The 17250-nt window shown below is 60.1% G+C and carries 14 protein-coding genes; 5 read left to right on the top strand and 9 right to left on the bottom strand.

The window, feature by feature from the left end:
• Window positions 1-19: 19 nt before the first annotated feature.
• Genes AC1DPR_RS13715 through AC1DPR_RS13705 form a run of 3 tightly spaced genes read right to left on the bottom strand, consistent with a single transcriptional unit; the run spans window position 20 to window position 2720 of the window.
• Entirely contained in the window at window positions 20-820 is an 801-nt protein-coding gene (locus AC1DPR_RS13715) for a M55 family metallopeptidase (RefSeq protein WP_477816511.1), read from the bottom strand.
• Window positions 817-1854 (bottom strand): DmpA family aminopeptidase, encoded by a 1038-nt coding sequence (locus tag AC1DPR_RS13710; RefSeq protein ID WP_113160590.1) that lies wholly within the window; start codon window positions 1852-1854, stop codon window positions 817-819. Before AC1DPR_RS13710 ends, AC1DPR_RS13715 begins: the two co-directional genes overlap by 4 nt.
• Before the next feature lie 14 nt (window positions 1855-1868).
• Window positions 1869-2720: a D-amino-acid transaminase gene (locus tag AC1DPR_RS13705; protein WP_477816510.1), complete on the bottom strand. Its 852-nt coding sequence runs from the start codon at window positions 2718-2720 to the stop codon at window positions 1869-1871.
• 557 nt (window positions 2721-3277) lie between these two features.
• Between AC1DPR_RS13705 and AC1DPR_RS13700 the strand changes: the two genes are divergently transcribed.
• From AC1DPR_RS13700 to AC1DPR_RS13690, 3 genes are all read left to right on the top strand, one after another.
• Window positions 3278-4450: an acyltransferase family protein gene (locus AC1DPR_RS13700; protein ID WP_477816509.1), complete on the top strand. Its 1173-nt coding sequence runs from the start codon at window positions 3278-3280 to the stop codon at window positions 4448-4450.
• Between the two features lie 3 nt (window positions 4451-4453).
• The gene (locus AC1DPR_RS13695; protein WP_477816508.1) at window positions 4454-5557 is read left to right on the top strand and encodes a glycosyltransferase family 2 protein; all 1104 of its coding nucleotides are present in this window, start codon (window positions 4454-4456) and stop codon (window positions 5555-5557) included.
• A gap of 61 nt (window positions 5558-5618) precedes the next feature.
• On the top strand, window positions 5619-7403 hold the full coding sequence (locus AC1DPR_RS13690) for an ABC transporter ATP-binding protein (RefSeq protein ID WP_477816507.1): 1785 nt from the start codon (window positions 5619-5621) through the stop codon (window positions 7401-7403).
• Window positions 7404-7513: 110 nt separating this feature from the next.
• On the opposite strand, the gene AC1DPR_RS13685 is transcribed toward AC1DPR_RS13690, so the two are convergent.
• From AC1DPR_RS13685 to AC1DPR_RS13660, 6 genes are read right to left on the bottom strand one after another with little or no spacing between them, the layout of a single operon-like run.
• Window positions 7514-8791, bottom strand: coding sequence for a BatD family protein (locus AC1DPR_RS13685; RefSeq protein WP_477816506.1), 1278 nt, complete (start codon window positions 8789-8791; stop codon window positions 7514-7516).
• Window positions 8788-10341, bottom strand: coding sequence for a vWA domain-containing protein (locus AC1DPR_RS13680; RefSeq protein ID WP_477816505.1), 1554 nt, complete (start codon window positions 10339-10341; stop codon window positions 8788-8790). The genes AC1DPR_RS13685 and AC1DPR_RS13680 overlap by 4 nt, the downstream gene beginning before the upstream one ends.
• The gene (locus tag AC1DPR_RS13675; protein WP_477816504.1) at window positions 10338-11327 is read right to left on the bottom strand and encodes a vWA domain-containing protein; all 990 of its coding nucleotides are present in this window, start codon (window positions 11325-11327) and stop codon (window positions 10338-10340) included. Before AC1DPR_RS13675 ends, AC1DPR_RS13680 begins: the two co-directional genes overlap by 4 nt.
• A complete protein-coding gene (locus tag AC1DPR_RS13670) occupies window positions 11314-11826 on the bottom strand; it encodes a DUF4381 domain-containing protein (RefSeq protein WP_477816503.1) in 513 nt (170 codons plus the stop codon). The genes AC1DPR_RS13675 and AC1DPR_RS13670 overlap by 14 nt, the downstream gene beginning before the upstream one ends.
• A complete protein-coding gene (locus AC1DPR_RS13665) occupies window positions 11826-12782 on the bottom strand; it encodes a DUF58 domain-containing protein (RefSeq protein WP_062369182.1) in 957 nt (318 codons plus the stop codon). The genes AC1DPR_RS13670 and AC1DPR_RS13665 overlap by 1 nt, the downstream gene beginning before the upstream one ends.
• On the bottom strand, window positions 12779-13756 hold the full coding sequence (locus tag AC1DPR_RS13660; RefSeq protein ID WP_018858015.1) for an AAA family ATPase: 978 nt from the start codon (window positions 13754-13756) through the stop codon (window positions 12779-12781). Before AC1DPR_RS13660 ends, AC1DPR_RS13665 begins: the two co-directional genes overlap by 4 nt.
• Window positions 13757-14108: 352 nt before the next feature.
• Here AC1DPR_RS13660 and AC1DPR_RS13655 point away from each other — a divergent pair, with 352 nt between their 5' ends.
• Complete coding sequence (locus AC1DPR_RS13655) at window positions 14109-15080, top strand: sugar-binding transcriptional regulator (RefSeq protein ID WP_477816502.1); 972 nt, start codon at window positions 14109-14111, stop codon at window positions 15078-15080.
• Between the two features lie 64 nt (window positions 15081-15144).
• On the top strand, window positions 15145-17199 hold the full coding sequence (locus AC1DPR_RS13650) for a bifunctional aldolase/short-chain dehydrogenase (protein WP_477816501.1): 2055 nt from the start codon (window positions 15145-15147) through the stop codon (window positions 17197-17199).
• The last annotated feature ends 51 nt before the right edge of the window (window positions 17200-17250 follow it).

The raw sequence follows: 17250 nt of genomic DNA, 5'->3' as shown, positions 1-17250 counted from the left end.
GGCTCACGAAACGACAGGTTCAGACCTTCATGAAAACGAGTGCACGCAGGATTTCTGCAAAATCCGCATTGACGAAAGCAACGGCGCGTGGACCATGGGCTCGTGCGCCCGGGTACCAGCCAGCACGATAGGCGTCGGTCGGATTGTTGAACTCGATCACCACTTCGTAGCGCTCGGCCCGGTCGGGGAGCGTCTGGCTGAAATCCGCCGACAGCGCGGACGCCACACCCTCGCGGATAAGCCGGCGCGACCAAGCGGGCGAGACCGACATGGAGGCACGGCCTTTACCCTCAAGTGTCGCCACCGTGGACATACCGGGCACCATCGCGCCCGCTTCCGCGCACATGGCCGCGTCGCCAGACAGGAAGACGGAAGGCACCCCATATCCCGCCGCGCAGAGGGCGTTCACGGTGAATTCGGAAGCCACCTCACCGTTCAGAAGCAGGCGCGATATGCGCAGGTTGGACGTGTGAGCGAGCGGATTGGCCTCGCTGCCTGCCTTGGAATGGTAGCCGGTGTAGATCGCCGCCGCAAAACCGGCATCGAGACCGAACATCATTGCATCGGGATGCCCCGACCAGCCACGCACGATCCGGACATAGTCTGGCAACCGCTCGAGGATCAGGTTGCGCCCGCTGTCATGGGCATCCTTGATCACGACCTCGGTCGCTCCCGCAGCGCGAGCCCCGTCGCAGGCAGCAACGACCTCGGCAGTCATCAGTGCGCGGAACTCGTTCCAGTCGGCATGCGTGCGCTCGGCCTCGTCCCAATGAACGATACCTGCGGTACCTTCGATATCGGCAGAGATGAAAACTTTCATTGCAGCGGGTTCTCCTGTAGCCAGTCGGCAAGGGCGGGATAAAGGCGGCCGTTGCGGCCGGGCGTTGCAGGCGCCATGCAGAGCGCGTTCAGTACCGCCTCCTGTGTGGTTTCAGCGGCAGCGCGGAATGCGGTGTCGATGAACGCGTCGGAAAGCCGGTCCTGGGCCGTAATGGGTGACGCCGGTTCATGATCGACCGGATCGGCGGTGGTGAAGCACAGGCAGATATCGCCGCTACCATTGCCCCAGAAAGCACCGAGTCGCGCCAGCCCCGCACCGCCGCGTTTGGCGACGCGCTGCAGCTGGCGATCGCCGAGCGGCAAATCCGTCGCCATGACTACGATGACGGAGCCCCGCTCCGGGCTGGCTGGACGGCGAGGATCCGGACGGCGACCATCGGGCAGAATGAGATCGCCGGCAGCGCCGAAATTGGCAAGAACCAGTGCTCCCAAGGTGAAATCACGCTTCGCAATCCGCAGTCGCCGCGACGCGGTACCAATGCCAGCCTTGAAGCCGAACGCCGTCATGCCGGATCCGGCTCCGACCGCACCCTGCTCGACCTCACCCGTCCGTGCATCGTCAAGCGCCGCGCAGGCGTCGGCGGGCGTTACCGCCATGGCCTGGATGTCACTGATGCTACCGTCATTGCATTCGAAGACGAGGCCGTTGACCGTTGAGGTCTTGCGCCCGATGGCCGGATTTGCCGCGATCGCACGGCGAATCAGCGCTTCGGTGCAGGCGGCCACACCAAACGTATTGGTCAGGAGAATCGGTGTCTCGATCGTGCCGAGTTCGGCGACCTGCATCAGTCCCGCCGACTTGCCGAAGCCGTTTATCACCTCGACCGCCGCACGCGGCTTCCTGCGAAAGATGTCGCCTGGATGAGGAACAATGGCGGTTACGCCCGTATGGATGCCTTCGGCGCGAAGCGAGCGGTGCCCAACCGCCACGCCAGGCACATCGGTAATGGCGTTTTCCGGTCCGGGAGCCATTACTCCCTCAAATATCAGTCCGAGTTCCCGCGCTGTTTTCATCTCTGTTCTCTTGTCTATGCCTGAACGCCAGCCGCCTTCAGATAGAGCGTCTGGAGGTGACGCGTCATCGGGCCAGGCTTGCCGTCGCCGATCGACTTGTCGGCAATGCGCACGACCGGCATGACCAGACTCGAGGCCGAGGTCTGGAACGCCTCGGCGGCGCCCTGTGCTTCGTCGGGCGTAAAGGCACGCTCTTCGAAGAGCAATCCCTGTTCGGCACATAAACGTGCAACGGCGCGCTGCGTACAGCCCGGCAGCGTGGCACGGGAAGCGGGACGGGTGAGGATTCGTCGATCCGCGGTGATGATATGCGCAGTTGAAGACGCGCCTTCCGTCACCAGCCCGTCCTCGACCAACCAGACATCGTCGTAGCCTCCCGCGCGTGCAGCCTGTTTGGCCATGACCTGTGCGAGCAGCATTGCCGTCTTGATGTCCCGCCTCTGCCAGCGCTGATCCGGAGCCAGGTCGACGGAGATTCCGTCGCGCTGCGCCGCGGTTCCCGTAAGCCGCTTCGCCTGGGTGAAGCCGATCAGCTTCGGCTCCATCTTGTCGCTGTATAGAAAGTCACGATCGGCCTCGCCTCGCGAAACCTGAAGATAGACGGTGCCGTGCTGCAGGGCATTGCGTTCGATCAGCTCCAACTGGATCGAGACGATGCGATCCAGAGACAAGGCCAGAGGAATGTTCATCTCCTTCAGAGAACGGGCGAACCGAGCCAGATGCAGATCGTTGTCAATCATCCGGCCATCGATCACGGCCGTGACCTCGTAGACCGCGTCGCCGAACAGGAAGCCGCGATCGAAAAGACTGATTCGCGCCTCCTCCTCGGGGACGAAAGACCCGTGAACAAAGACGATCCTGCTCATGCAACCCTCATTTCGACTGTTTGGCCCAGGCCGGCACATTGACGCGAACTTGCGCCCGCTGACCAATTCAATTTCGGCAAAGGGTCATGCAGAAATAGCCTCGACTTTGGTTTGCAACATCGCGCCTCGATGAGGGCCCGACGACCTCTCCCCTCCCCGCAATGAGAGCGCAATTCACGCGCTCGTAGCGAGCACCAAATAGCTTTCGTGCATCTGGGCCAGCGGCTCGTCTGATGTCAGCTGGCAATCGACAAGCCGTTATGTTCCGGGTGCCCACGAGCGGTTTTTGGAACCCGATCTGGGCTGCAGAATTGGAGGATCAGTGCCGACACGCGAAGCCCCGAGATCGACGCAAACCTTGTCGCGCAGGCATCGGACCAAAGTCTGATCACACGCCAGGGTCACAGTTTGGCCCGATTCCGCCAGAATTTTCGCGCCTGCGTCGATACTTCAGTTCGTCTCGTCCGGGACGGCACAATCAGCAGCAATGCGAGCTGCAAGAATGCCATCGAGGAAGGCTCTCACAAGGAGCGAGTCCCGATCGGCCAAGGAGATTCATGTCTCGCGACCGGCAACTGGACGGACTTCGGACTCTCGCAGTCACAATGGTCCTCTATCACCATTTCTTTGCGGTCAATGGATCAGTCCTGGGCCATCTCGGCGTACGTCTGTTCTTCGTCCTCAGCGGCTTTCTGATAACCCGGCTCCTGCTGGACGCACGTTCCTTTGCCGACTACCAGCCGAGTGCGGCGCTGAAGGCATTCTACATTCGCCGCGCACTGCGCATATTTCCTCCTTACTTCGCGATGTTGGGCTTCATATGGTTTGTCAACCTTGAGGGCGCCCGGGGCAGCCTCAAGTGGCACGCGCTGTATCTGTCGAACTTCTGGTATGCGCTTCGAAACGAATGGACGCCCTGGGTGTTGTGTCACGCCTGGAGCTTGAGCATCGAGGAACAGTTCTATATCGCCTGGCCTCTGGTGATCCTGCTGGCTCCGCGCCGGCTGATTGCGCCTGTTTGCGTCGCCGTCATAGCATTCTCGCTGGCCTATCGCCTCTATTGGCCATTTACGGGCACACCATCCCTGGCGCGAGACCTCCTTCCTCCGGCGTCCGTCGATGCGCTGGTGTCCGGCGCTCTCCTTGCCGTCTACCGCAGGAAAACCGAGGCTTGGCCCCTATGGATTGGGCCCAGATGGATTGGGCTAAGTGTCGTGCCCTTAACCATAGCCTCGATCACGTTCCTATGGTTGAAGTCGGTGTCTATGACACCGCCCCTGGAATGGGTGACATGGATCGGCGGAGAGGTGTTTCCCCTCATACCCCTCGTCATGCTGGTCGGATGCTGCTCATCGGGCATGCAGGGCGCATTCGGCCGAATGCTGGAACGACCGACGAGTACCGCGATCGGACGTATGAGTTACGGGGTTTACCTATTTCATCCAGTTGTGCTGTCGCTGGTCGTCAAGGCTCAGTCCTGGATCCCGGTCAATGTCTCAGAGCAGGGGCCCGGTCGTTTTGTGGTCGCGACCGCAGCGACATTGATGCTGGCTTCGATTTCCTGGCTGGCATTCGAGAGGCCGCTCAACCAGCTCAAGCGCTATTTCCCCTACGTCAGCTCCGCGAGGCCGAGCACGCCGTCGTCCCGGCCGAGCATTGCCGGCGAGCGGGGGTATGAGGCTTCGGCCTATCGCCCGAGCTACGCCAACCCTGATGAACGCGGGAGCTGAAGGATGTCTGATCCACTGATCTCCGTCGTGCTGCCGGTCTATAACGGTGAACCCCATGTTGCCGCCGCACTCGAAAGCATTCTGCGCCAGGACTACACCCGCTTCGAGGTCATCGCTCTTGACGACGGATCGACCGATGGCTCGCTGGAGGTCCTCCAACGATATCAAAACGCCGACAATCGCATCCGGATCGTCTCACGGGAAAATCGTGGGCTGATTACGACGCTGAACGAGGGAATCACCTTGGCGAAAGGCGATCTCATCGCCAGAATGGATGCGGACGATATTTCCTACCCGTCGCGCTTCTCGTGTCAGGTCGCGCTCTTTGCCCGACAGCCTCAGCTCGCCATCAGCGGCACCGGCATCGATCAGCTTCTCGGCAACCGGGTGGTCCGCGGCAGGCCAAATCCAATCTATCAGACTGGCGATTGGCACATCTTGTCGATGTTTTTTACCATCTTCCTGCATTCGACAGTGATGTACAACCGCAATGTCATTCCCGAAGACATGCTGGTGTACGATGCAGGCTATGTCCATGCCGAGGATTTCGATCTCTTCGGACGCATCGCACGACAATTTCCAGCAGCGATGATCGATGAGAGCCTGGTCGCCTATCGCATTCATAGCGACAGCGTCTCAAGCAGGCACAAGCGGCAAATGCGGCGAACCCACTTGAAGATCGTGGCCGAGAACCTTGAACGACAGTCTCTCTGCGACGATCCCGGCGCCCTTCACGATATTGGTGCTGCCGTCACCCATGACACCGTGCGCCGCGCTGCGGATTGCATACTCACGATCGAAAGAAAAATCGCCGAGCAGGAGGGCCGCGCGTCCTCGAGTTATGCGCATGGAACCTTGTGCTTCTTCTATTTCCTCTATCAGCTCATTATCGATGAGCAGCGCCCGGAGCTGACACACGCCTTTCTCACGCAGACGGGAAAGTGGCGGCTCATCCGGCGTCGAGAGCGATACGGCCTTCTTTCCGCCGCTTATGCACCGTGGCTGTGCCGTTTCTCGGACGGTGCAACCCGGCGCATGGATCTCATGACGCGATACTATCAATCGGTGCCCGCCAAGTCCGTACAGCCGCTTCAGGGGCTAGCATGATGGCCGGAAAGTATCGCGAATTCCCGCGCGCACGCGTTCATCACTTGCCGGGGTCACAGCCATGCTAGAGTTCGCCAAGTTGAGCTTTCGGCTATTGCGTCAGGCACTCGACCGGCAGGTTGGTCTGCTGGTGGTCGTCGTCATATTGGGACTAAGCACCGCCGTTCTCGAAGGTACGGGCATCGGTCTCATCATCCCAATGCTCAGCATTATCGCCGGCGGGGCGGAACCCTCGGGAATGGCGGGGCTCTCAGCGGTCTTTCAGCAAGTCGGTGCCGGGTTGGATGACCGGGCAAGGCTGATTGTGATTGCCGCCGCAATCCTCGGATTGATCACCCTGAAGAATGTGCTCGCCTTCGCCAACGCCGTGCTCACCAATTTGATCTACGGCAGGGCCGGCCATGCCATGCGAAGCTCTCTTGCCCGCCAGCTTTTGACGGTTGGATACTCATTCTTCCTCCAGCAAAGTCCGGGGCGACTGCTCAACATCATATCAAACGAGTCCTGGCGTGCTTCGGACGCAATCCAGACCACACTTGCAGCGATCGTAAACGCATCGGCTGTGGTCATTCTGCTCGCCTTTCTCCTGCTTCTTTCATGGCAGATGACGCTTGGCGTTGCACTTGGGCTGGTGGTGATCCAGGCCCTGCACGCGCTTCTCTCAGCCAGCCTCAGAGCCCCGAGCCGCAAAGTCACGTCGTTCAACGGTGAACTTGCCGCCAAGATGCTTCATCTCGTTCACGCCGGGCGGCTTATCCGCGCCTTCGGACAGGAACAGCGCGAGAAAGCAGTCTTCGATACCTCTTCGGATGCGGTCAGAGAGGCTGGCTTCGATCTCCAATCCCGCCAGGCGGCATTGCCGCCACTGACGGAGGTGCTGCATTCGGCTCTCTTTTTGACTGTCGTCGTCAGCGCCTGGCTTTGGGGTATAAGCTTTCCTGTTATCGTGGCCTTCGTTGTCTTGCTTTATAGGCTGCAGCCGCATGTCCGTGCGCTGCAAATGGCATGGAGCGCCGTGCAAGGCTGGAGCGGGTCCCTGGAAGAGGTCAGATGGTTACTGGATCCGTCCGACAAGCCGAACCCACCGGCAGGCGATGCTCCGGTTCAGGCCATCCGTCAGCAGATCAAATTCGATGGCGTGACGTTCAAGTATTCGGGCTCCGGCTCGCGACCCGTCGTGCTGCGCGCTGCGACCTTCGATCTTCCCAAAGGTCGTTCAACCGCCATAATTGGACGGTCCGGCGCCGGAAAAACGACGATCGTCAATCTCCTATGTCGATTTGTCGAGCCTGACGGAGGAAACATTCTGGTCGACGGCACCCCACTCAATCAAATCGATCCGATGCAGTGGCGCAGACAAATTTCGCTCGCCAGCCAGGATCTCGAGCTGATTGACGGCACCATTCTCGAAAATATCACCTATGGCCACAGCGCTTCGCTTGAAGAGGTCAAGAACGCAGCCAGACTTGCTGAAGCGCACGAATTCATCGAGAAGCTGCCAGATGGATATGAGACCGTCGTCGGCTACCGGGGAGCTACCGTTTCGGCGGGACAGCGACAGCGCATCGCGCTGGCAAGAGCCCTGGTGCGCGATCCGGAAATCCTCATTCTGGACGAGGCCACGAATGCCATGGACGGACTGTCGGAGGCAGCGATTGTCGAAACCTTGAAATCAAGAGCCGGTCGGCGCACGACAATCGTCATCAGCCATCATCGCAGCACCATCTCGTTCTGCGACGAAGTCGTCATACTTCAAGATGGCCGCGTCAAGAACCAGACCTCCTTTGCCAAGATCGCGACATTGAGCATGGACCAGCTCTACGAGCTTGAAACGGCTTCCTCTTAGGTGTTGGCGCATGCCCACCACCGCGGCCAGCAGGTCACCAGGGGCTCGCATTCCCCGATATCGTCGCCAGTGGACGGTCTCCACCAAAGGCGAACATCTATGGCTTCCGATCAGGGATTGAGCGGCGGAAGCACGGGGGACGCGTCCAGGCGCGCTGGTCGGCGGTAGTCAACGACTGCGGCCAATCGCTCCCTGTCGATTTCAGCACGCCCGGATCGGAACAGCTTTTGAGAAAGAATGTCGACCTGGCGCTGTAGGTCGGTGGGGCCGAAACGAACCCATTCCTCCAGCGTCCCATTCCCCAGACTTCGGCTCCAGGTTTGGAGACCATTATAGATCTCTTGTTCGCTCCCCGAGCGGATGAGTTGGCGGAGCCACTTCAAGCGGTAGCCGTGCGATGCCTGGTGTTTCAGGCGTGCGTTCTGCAGCAGACTGTTGATCACCGGCCAAAAGCGTAAGCCAGCCCACAACACTCCCATCGCCGCCAACAGCCCCAAGATAGCCAGGGTGACTTTCTGTCTGATGACGTGGGGCGCCTGGCGTCGTACGTCATCCAGTACAGGCTTGATCGGGGTAATGGCGACGGCGGGAGAGACGGCAACCGTTACCGACGGCAGCGAAGCGGATGTCTGCTCATGACGCGCGACATCGAACCAACCATAGGAAACCGCAGGGATTGTAAACGACCCTTCCCTGTCCGCGGTATACACATATGTTTCGGTTCGGCGGCTTGCCGTCTCGCGCCCGACGGGGATGCCTTCTTCGATCTTCGGTTGCTTCTCGTATTGATGCAGCCCCGAAACGGCCCCGACCCCAACCGGGGGTATCATCATGGCTTGCGTGTTTTCCACCGTCACCGTGATTGTTCTGACGAGAGCATCGCCGACCTTGAGCGACGGGGCGCTCGGGTCGAAAACCTGTTCGATCGTGAGATCGCTGGCTGCGAAGACAACCCTTTGCCCAGCGGCCGCGGATGCCTCCCCGGCGTTGAACGAAACCGAAGGCATTTTCACCGTTGCCCTTGTCGGCTTTCCATCGACCGAATAGCCCAGCCCGATGTCGATTTCAGGCAGAACAAACTTTCCCGGCGCCTGCGGCACGACGGCATAGGATTTCCGAATTCCGGAATATTGAACGCCGTCGATGGTTTCACTGATGTTCTGCGTCCGCTCTTCTGGAAGAGTGACAAGAGCGTCTGGAACATCAAAAAGAGGAAACTGCGGAGGCGAGGTAAAGAAATCAGGCGCGAACACATCGACATCAACTCGCACCTGCTGCCCGGGCACTATGTTGCCGTTGTCTTCCACCGTGGCACGCGCGAAGGGTTCCGCTCCCCAGGCTAGGGCCGGTAAAAGCAAAAGGAAGACACCCGGCAGAAACTTCATCATGGCTTGGTCTCACCCGCCTCGATGGCAAATTTTCGCGCCATGAGATCGGCGGGGCTCACCTGAATGTTCTTCATCCACATCTCGGACGTCTGTTCTACGACCTGGACCTCGCCTGCCTTGCCCTTGTCGGCTTTCTTATCGAATTGAACGCTGTCGGGCTTTTCGTTCGGATCCTGCTGCTGCTCTTGCTCCTTGTCTTTCTGTATTTTCAGAAGTTGCTGCGCGAGTGCCAGGTTTCCTTGCGCGTCGGACCAGTGATTCCGCTTTTCCAAGGCCTTTTGGAAGGCCGAAACCGCCTCTTCCAGATCGCCCAGATGGAAGAACGCGTTTCCCTGATTGTACCAGCTGTCCGCGCTGTCGATCGACGCAAACGCATCGATGGCCTCCTGATAGTGACCGGCACGATAGAGCGCCGTCCCCTTCCACATGGGATCGCGGAAGTGCGCGGAGGCCGATGCATAGTCTCCTCGCTCATAGGCGAGACGGCCCTGCTGATCCGGCGTCAACCAAAGGTCCATGAACCCGGCTGCTCCCGCGGACGAAGGTTGGAGTAGTTGAAAGCAGAGCCCGATCACTGCAAACTTGACCAACCAGCCTCGCCGAAACGAAAGCGCTGATAGCGCCGCCGCCGGTGCGATGAACCACCATCCGACGTCGTGCCAGCGATCTCCCTGTGATGTCGTTTGTTGAGCGAAATTCGTCCTTACGCGCTGCCCGACCCACCTGATGTCGGTGTCATCGTCCGTCATCGTCGCGACATCCGCTCCAGCGTCATTCGCGAACTTCTTCAGAGCTTCCACATCCAGCTCGGCATTGATCCGAGCGCCACCTGCGTCATTGACGAAGCTACCGTCGGAGCGCTTGACGACGCCACCCTCCGGGGTGCCGACACCGAGAACGACAATTGCGCTATGCAGCCCGTCGGACGCGACTGTCGATCCCGCCTCGACGCCATCGGTTATAAGGAGGATCGTTCCGGGAGCTCCATCCCGCTGAAGCAGCCCATCGGCGAGTTTCAGGGCCGCAGGGGTATTCCTACCGGGCTTTGGCATAATGTCTGTGGCGAGCGCATCGGTATAGGTCTCGATGAGATCGGTGTCATCGGTCAGAGGGACCACCAGATGCGCCGTACCCGCGTAGGCGACGACAGCAGTTCGTGCGCCATTCCGGCCAGCCAGAATGTCGTGGATCTTCAGCTTGACCCGTTCAAGCCTGCTGGGGGAGACGTCGATGGCGTCCATCGTCGGCGAAAGATCAATGGCAATGACCAGGGAAGCCGTGTCGGCGACAAAGGGAGGGGCTTCGCGTTTCCAGGTCGGTCCGGCAGCACCGAGCACCGCTATCGAAATCACGCCGGCCAACATCCAGGCTGGCATATACCGACGTCGCCCGTCGGGCTCGATCACGAGGCTGTCGAGGAGGTGCGGCGCGATCATGCCCTTCCAGCGATTGCGAATATCGCCTGAACGGGATGCCATCCAGACGATTGCCGGCGCCGCCAGAAGAGCGAGCAGCCACAGAGGGCGAAGGAAATGAAAATCGGAGATCATGCCGGCAATCTCCTGCGAACAAGGCTATACAATCCGGTTAGACCATACCAGGCGAGCATCGTGACGATCGCTCCGCCCAGCGGCCAGAAGAACAGCTCGGTTCGGGGACGCCAGGAAAGCTGCTTTTGGTCCTCAGGCGTGATGCGATCAAGCTCGTCGTAAATCTCCTGAAGCTGGCTTTGATCACCCCCAAAGAAGTAGCGGCCTCCAGTATCAGTGGCGATCTTCTCGAGCGACGCGGTGTCGAGTTTGTCCTCCCCCGTCGCCGCAGGGTCGCCAATACCGACCGTGTGGATGACAATCTGCTTGCTTTTGGCGATGCCTGCAGCTTTCAGAGGCGGCATCTTGCTGGCTGTATCGTTCCCGTCGGTCAGTAGTATCAGGACCTTTTGCGGCACCGTTGTCTTCTCAAACATTCGGATGGCAAGCCCAAGCGAATCCCCCATTGCCGTGCGCGGACCGGCCATGCCGGGCAAAAGGCTTTCCACGAGGTTTTTGACAAGGGCGTGGTCCATCGTGAAGGGAGCAAGGGGATACGGCGCGTCTCCGAAGGCGATCAACCCCAGGCGATCCCCGGGTCGTCTGGATACGAAATCGGAAACAACGGTTCGAACTGCCTCAACGCGCGCCTTTGACGTACCGTCGGGCGCGGCGAAATCGCGCGTATCCATCGATTGCGAGAGATCGAGCGCGAGCAGGATGTCTCGCTGCGGTTCGGTCTTCACGACCGGTGGTTCGACATATTGCGGCCGAGCCAGAGCGAGAACGATGAGGCACCAGGCGATCAGATCGACCGCGACCTGCATCCAGGACCTCTTCGGCACGACGGAGCCCTCGGTGGGCTCCACGCCGGCAGCGCGCGCGACCTCGTTGAAAAACGGGAGGCGGATCGAAGCGGACGTTTCACGATGCGGGGGCAACAACCACCACACGATCAGGGGAGTCGGCAAGATCAGGAGCAGCCAGGGGAAATCAAGCTGGTACATGATGCCCCTCGATCCAACGTCGAGCGTCGCGAACAAGTCCGTCTGCAACCTCTGTGGAAACCGGCGTACCTGCCTGGTACTCGAGATCGTCAAAGAACCGATGAAATCCCTCGGAGTTCGTCATATCGCCATGCTCGACAAGAAATGCTGCCCAAGCCAGCCCGGAGGTCGCGGCAACATCCTTCCGCGGCCAAGCCGCCAGAGCTGTACGCTTGAGCAATTCACCAAGGTCGCGGAGTGCCCGCGCGCGTTTATCGGCGTCACGAACCGCGACCTCTATTGCCTGAAGGTGCTTCAAGGCTTCTCGGCGGTAGGCGTTTTTCCGCCACCGACGATAGGCGAGCGCGCACCACAGCAAGATCGCAGAGAGCAGGAGCAGCGCGACAATCAGCCAGCCCCAGGTTTGAGGCATCCAGGAAACCGGCGCGGGAGCTGCGATGTCCTTCAGCGAACGAAGCGCCATTTCGGTGATGGGGTCGAGTTTGGGTTCGGAGTCCATCATCGCCTCCGCTGACGCCAGGCGGATTGTTCAAGCAGGCTTCTCAACTGTGGAGCAACCTCTTCTGCGGTGGAAATCGGAAGCATCGGAAGGCCGAGTTGCCGTTGCCATTCCCGCAATTCGCGACCGCGATCACGGGCAAAGGTGTCGATGGATTGGCGCACGGCTGCTTGCCTGAACGAGAGCTCCGCCTGCAGCGCACCGCCGCTCACCACGATATCTCCGGTTGTCGGCAATTCGAGCATGAACGGATCGTAGATCAACAGGCAGATGACATCGTTGCGGCTGGAAAGCTCGAGAAGGAGCTGCCGCGTTGTGTCCCCATGGCCATCGTAGTCGCTGACCACAACCAAGAGAAAATCGTGATGTGCGACGCCCGCGACCTGCCGGAGAACGTTGTCCAATGCCTCGGGTGATGGCACCCCCGCATAGGTGGACTTCAACATCCCGTTCTTTTCGGCGATCCTGTCCGCCAGCGCAATCACGGCATTCCGGCTGCGGTGCGGCTTGATCTCGCTGATGTCTTCATCATTAAACACGAAGCCGCCGACGCGGTCACCGGACCCCAGTATGCGCCAGGCCGCGAGCATCGCCGCTTGCGCGGCTGCTACCGATTTCATCGCGAAGCGACTGCCAAAGAACATGTTGATGCGCTGGTCCACGACAACAATTGCAGGACGCTCCTTTTCCTCGCCGTAGACCCTGACGACGGGCTTCCTCGTTCGGGCGGTGACGCGCCAATCGATCGCGCGGACGTCGTCACCGGGGAGGTACTCTCGCAGCTCTTCGAAAATCAAACCCCGGCCACGCACCGAGGACTGCATGCGCCCCGCAAGCTGCTGATGGCTACGCGCACGCTGTATGAAAGCCAGGTCGCGCGCGCGTCCCTCCAGGGCAACAAGTTCCTGGGTCGTGACGTGTATGCCGTTCCCGATGCTCGGTGTCGGGGCCTTCATGAGACTGCCACCAATTCAGTGATGCGATTGATCACCTCATCCGCGCTCGTATTAGAGGCATGCGCCTCATAGGACAGAATGAGGCGATGGCGCAGGACGTCGTTGACGACCGCCTTGACGTCGTCAGGCGTCACATAGTCGCGCCCCTTGAGCCAGGCATGCGATCGTGAAACCTTATCTAGGCTGATGACGCCGCGCGGGCTCGCCCCGACATGCAACAGCTTGGCGAGATCCTTGTCGTAGCGATCCGGGTACCTCGTGGCTATCACCAGAGCGACGATATATTTCTCCACCGGCTCTGAAACCGCAGTGGCACCGATTTCCTTCCGCGCGTCGAATATCGCCTGGGGATTGAGTCTCGGGGCATCGGCGTGCTTGTCTTTGTTCTGCCCTGCATTCTCCTCGTCGCGATTGAGGCGCATGATTGCGACCTCGGACGTCTCGTCGGGGTAGCCGACTTCGACATGCATCAGGAAGCGGTCAAGCTGAGCTTCCGGCAAGGGATAGGTGCCTTCCTGCTCGATAGGGTTCTGCGTCGCCATCACCATGAAAAGGTCGGGCAGCGGATAGCTTGTGCCGCCGACGGTTACCTGCCGCTCTTCCATCGCTTCCAAAAGCGCGGATTGGACCTTGGCTGGCGCGCGGTTTATCTCGTCGGCGAGGATAAGGTTTGCGAAGATCGGTCCCTGCTGAAATTTGAACTCGCCCTTTCCACCTTCGGAAAAATACACCTCCGAACCCGTGATGTCGGCGGGAAGCAGATCCGGCGTGAACTGCACACGTGACAGCTCTGAATCGAGGTTCTTCGCCAGGCTCTTGATCGCTCGCGTCTTGGCAAGTCCCGGAAGACCTTCGACAAGCAGGTGCCCGTTTGCAAGGAGACCGATGATCAGCCGCTCGACCATTGTGTTCTGACCAATGATGGATTGGCTGACCCGTTTGCCAAGCTCGAAAATATCGTCACGCGCCGTCATTCAGACTTCCTCCGATATCCGGCGGCAAGGGAGCTGACCTCAGCCCATCACCGCCCGTATCGAGTTTGCCTTCAATTCGTCGCGACTGAAGTACGCAACGGTAAATCCACCGGAACCGGGCGTAACATTCCAACCCTTGTGCAGGTGGATGGCCGTTGGCTCCGCCTGCCGGCAACGCGGATCGGTTGCGGCGCAGATCTGCGGCTGCTAGGTGGCGCTTGCCCATGCCTGACGAAGGTTGCACGGCAACGTTGACACGGCTGGAACGCAAGAAATAAGCAGCAATCATGCTGTTTGACTTTTGTCAGCGCGCATGAATAATGTCGAAATCAATCATTCTGGAACGATCCGCATGCCAATACGCTCTACCGACCAGGTCCTTCACAAGGCCGCCTGGCTCTACTACACACACGGCATGCGGCAGGATGAGGTAGCAAAGCATCTTGACATCTCCCGCGCCTCTGTTGCGACCTACCTGCGGCGCGCGAGGGAAACGGGCATCGTCAACATCGCGACATCAACGCAACTCTTCGCAGACGACGTGTTGGCCCGGCAGTTGGAAGACGCAGCTGGACTGAAGGCAGTCTGGATTGTTCCAGAAGACAGGCATGCCCTCGACCCAACGGCGGAAATGCCTGTCGTCGCCGCGGCGGTATTCCTGGAACTGATCGGCAAGGATGACAGAATTGGCGTTGCCTGGGGCCGGACCGTCTATCACATCGCCGACGTCATGCCTTTTGCGGACCTGCAGGGGGTAACCGTCGTCCAGCTCTGCGGCAATCTTGGAGCGCCTTATTCATACCGACCGGATCAATGCACCACGGAAATAGCAAGGCGGCTGAACGCCCAGGGTATCAACTTCTATGCACCGCTCGTTCTCAGTTCGGAAAGGCTGGCGCAGGAGTTGCGTCAAGAGCCCGTGATTCAGGAACAACTCGCGACCATCCCTCACTGCACACTTGCGCTTTATTCAGTCGGCGGGATTGAGGCCGATAGCCATTTGGTAAAGTGCGGTGCGTTGACGGCTGACGAGTTGCGAGTGCTCGGAGAGGCGGGCGCGGCAGGCGTGATCGCCGGCCAGGTGATCGATCGAGACGGGCAATTGATGGATTGCGCCCACAACCGTCGCTGCATTTCGGCCGACCTCGATTCGATCCGTTCCATTCCGAAGCGGATGATGGTGGTTCAGGAAGATGAAAAGCTCGAGCCGCTTGTAGCCGCCATCAAGGGCGGATTTGCGTCACATCTCATCGTCACAGCCTCCATGGCTCGCCGCCTGCTCGAGCGCTTGGGCAGCGCCACTGTGGCCGCCAAAACGGAGTGATTTCAGCTTATGTCAGACAAGGCGGCGCCTTGGCGCCTGCTTTGCGCGAGTGGAGGAGGACATGATGGAAAATCTTTGGCGCGACAGTGATGCCGAAGCAATGGTCGAAGCTTACGGTCGGAGGGGCGTCAACCGTGACCTGGCGCTCCGGACCTATACGACGCGACTGCTTGGCAGCGAACCGCGGTTGGTATTGCATGGCGGTGGCAATACATCCGTGAAAACGGCCGTCCGCGATCTGATCGGCGAGGACTGGGACGTCCTTTGCGTCAAGGGCAGTGGTTGGGATATGGGAACGATCGAACCCGAGGGATTGCCCGCCGTCAAAATCGCACCGCTGCTGAAAGCGCGCAAGCTGCAGAAACTGTCCGACGAGGACATGGTCACGCTACAGCGGGCCAGTCTTATCGATCCCGCCTCCCCCAACCCCTCCGTCGAGGCGCTCCTGCATGCGTTCCTGCCGCATAAATTCGTCGATCACACCCATTCGACGGCAATTCTTGCCATTGCCGACCAGGCAAGAAGCAAGGAGATGAGCTCAGAGGTTTTTGGCAAGAAGATGGGCTTCGTGCCTTACATCATGCCTGGCTTCGCGCTGGCCAAGGCCGCTGCCGAGGTCTTCGATCGCGATCCGAGCGTGGAGGGCCTGATCCTCGACAAGCACGGCATCTTCACCTTCGCCGACACGGCAAAACAAGCCTATGACCGGATGATCCATTATGTGACGTTGGCTGAGGACTACGTCCGTCGTCGCGGCAAGACTCCATTCACGTCTGGACGCCTACCGCAACAGACGGCGGCGGCCAATGAGATCGCTGCAATGTTACGCGGCGCAGTCGCTGTCGCCCGCGGCGAAGGCCGGTTCGACCGGATGATAAGCGAGTTTCGTGTGTCCCCGGCGATCCTTGATTTCGTCAATGCGGCAGAAGTTGAGGACATGGCGGCGCGCGGCGTTTCAACACCGGACCTCTCCATCCGGATAAAGACCGGACCGCTTGTGCTGCCGCCTCCAGCGGCAGGCAAGCTCGCGGAGTTCCGATCGGTGATCGATGAGCGCGTCGCCGCGTTTGTCGCCGCCTACACCGCGTACTTTCGCGAGAACGATGCTCGCGACGACGTGAAGCGCACCATGATCGACCCTATGCCGCGGCTGACTTTGGTTCCCGGCGTCGGGTTGTTCGGCCACGGTCGCACGCTCAGGGATGCACGGATCGCGGCAGATGTCGGTGAAATGTGGATCGAAGCCGCGCGCGACGCGGAATCCATCGGTCGCTTCGAGCCGGTCAGCCGGCCGGATCTCTTCGATCTCGAATACTGGTCCTTGGAACAGGCCAAGCTTGCCGGCGCCAAGCCGAAGCCTCTCACAGGGCAGGTGGCCCTCGTTACCGGGGCGGCCGGCGCGATCGGCGCGGCGACTGCAAGGCTTTTCGCGCGCGAGGGTGCCCACGTCGTGGTCGCCGATCTCGATGCGGCCAAAGCCGGCGACGTCGCCAGGGCGATCGGTAACCAGTCCATCGGCGTCGCCTGCGACGTGACCGATGCGGCTTCCGTTCGCGGCGCCTTCGATAAGGCCATCTCGACCTTCGGCGGCGTCGATATTGTCGTCTCTAATGCCGGCGCTGCCTGGGAGGGAGCGATCGCGACGCTCAATGACAGCCTCCTGCGCAAGAGCTTCGAACTCAATTTCTTCTCACACCAGCTCGTTGCGCAAAATGCGGTCCGGATCATGAAAGAACAGAGGACTGGCGGTGCACTGCTCTTCAACGCCAGCAAGCAGGCGGTCAATCCAGGCTCCAAATTCGGTGCGTACGGATTGCCCAAGGCAGCTACGCTGTTTCTGTCGCGGCAGTATGCGCTGGAGCATGGAGCCGATGGAATCCGCTCCAACGCCGTCAACGCCGATCGCATTCGTTCCGGTCTACTGAACGATGAGATGATTGCCAACCGGGCGGCAGCGCGCGGTCTGTCGGTGCAGGATTACATGGGCGGCAACCTTCTCGGCCAGGAAGTAACTGCCGATGACGTGGCGCAGGCATTCCTGCACCACGCGTTGGCCGACCGGACAACGGCCGATGTGACAACCGTCGACGGCGGCAATATCGCCGCAGCGCTGCGTTGACGCGATTTGCTCTCCTGCTTCAAACAGGAGAGCAAATGGCCCGCCGAGGCT

This window comes from Rhizobium sp. 01T417, from assembly GCF_056398905.1.
Note: the sequence above shows the minus strand (reverse complement) of the source record. Positions and strands in the feature narration are given on the sequence as shown.

Excerpts from the sequence above, each read along its gene's own strand:
- AC1DPR_RS13715 (WP_477816511.1), bottom strand. The coding sequence starts at position 820 with ATGAAAGTTTTCATCTCTGCCGATATCGAAGGTACCGCAGGTATCGTT.
- AC1DPR_RS13710 (WP_113160590.1), bottom strand. The coding sequence starts at position 1,854 with ATGAAAACAGCGCGGGAACTCGGACTGATATTTGAGGGAGTAATGGCT.
- AC1DPR_RS13705 (WP_477816510.1), bottom strand. The coding sequence starts at position 2,720 with ATGAGCAGGATCGTCTTTGTTCACGGGTCTTTCGTCCCCGAGGAGGAG.
- AC1DPR_RS13700 (WP_477816509.1), top strand. The coding sequence starts at position 3,278 with ATGTCTCGCGACCGGCAACTGGACGGACTTCGGACTCTCGCAGTCACA.
- AC1DPR_RS13695 (WP_477816508.1), top strand. The coding sequence starts at position 4,454 with ATGTCTGATCCACTGATCTCCGTCGTGCTGCCGGTCTATAACGGTGAA.
- AC1DPR_RS13690 (WP_477816507.1), top strand. The coding sequence starts at position 5,619 with ATGCTAGAGTTCGCCAAGTTGAGCTTTCGGCTATTGCGTCAGGCACTC.
- AC1DPR_RS13685 (WP_477816506.1), bottom strand. The coding sequence starts at position 8,791 with ATGATGAAGTTTCTGCCGGGTGTCTTCCTTTTGCTTTTACCGGCCCTA.
- AC1DPR_RS13680 (WP_477816505.1), bottom strand. The coding sequence starts at position 10,341 with ATGATCTCCGATTTTCATTTCCTTCGCCCTCTGTGGCTGCTCGCTCTT.
- AC1DPR_RS13675 (WP_477816504.1), bottom strand. The coding sequence starts at position 11,327 with ATGTACCAGCTTGATTTCCCCTGGCTGCTCCTGATCTTGCCGACTCCC.
- AC1DPR_RS13670 (WP_477816503.1), bottom strand. The coding sequence starts at position 11,826 with ATGGACTCCGAACCCAAACTCGACCCCATCACCGAAATGGCGCTTCGT.
- AC1DPR_RS13665 (WP_062369182.1), bottom strand. The coding sequence starts at position 12,782 with ATGAAGGCCCCGACACCGAGCATCGGGAACGGCATACACGTCACGACC.
- AC1DPR_RS13660 (WP_018858015.1), bottom strand. The coding sequence starts at position 13,756 with ATGACGGCGCGTGACGATATTTTCGAGCTTGGCAAACGGGTCAGCCAA.
- AC1DPR_RS13655 (WP_477816502.1), top strand. The coding sequence starts at position 14,109 with ATGCCAATACGCTCTACCGACCAGGTCCTTCACAAGGCCGCCTGGCTC.
- AC1DPR_RS13650 (WP_477816501.1), top strand. The coding sequence starts at position 15,145 with ATGGAAAATCTTTGGCGCGACAGTGATGCCGAAGCAATGGTCGAAGCT.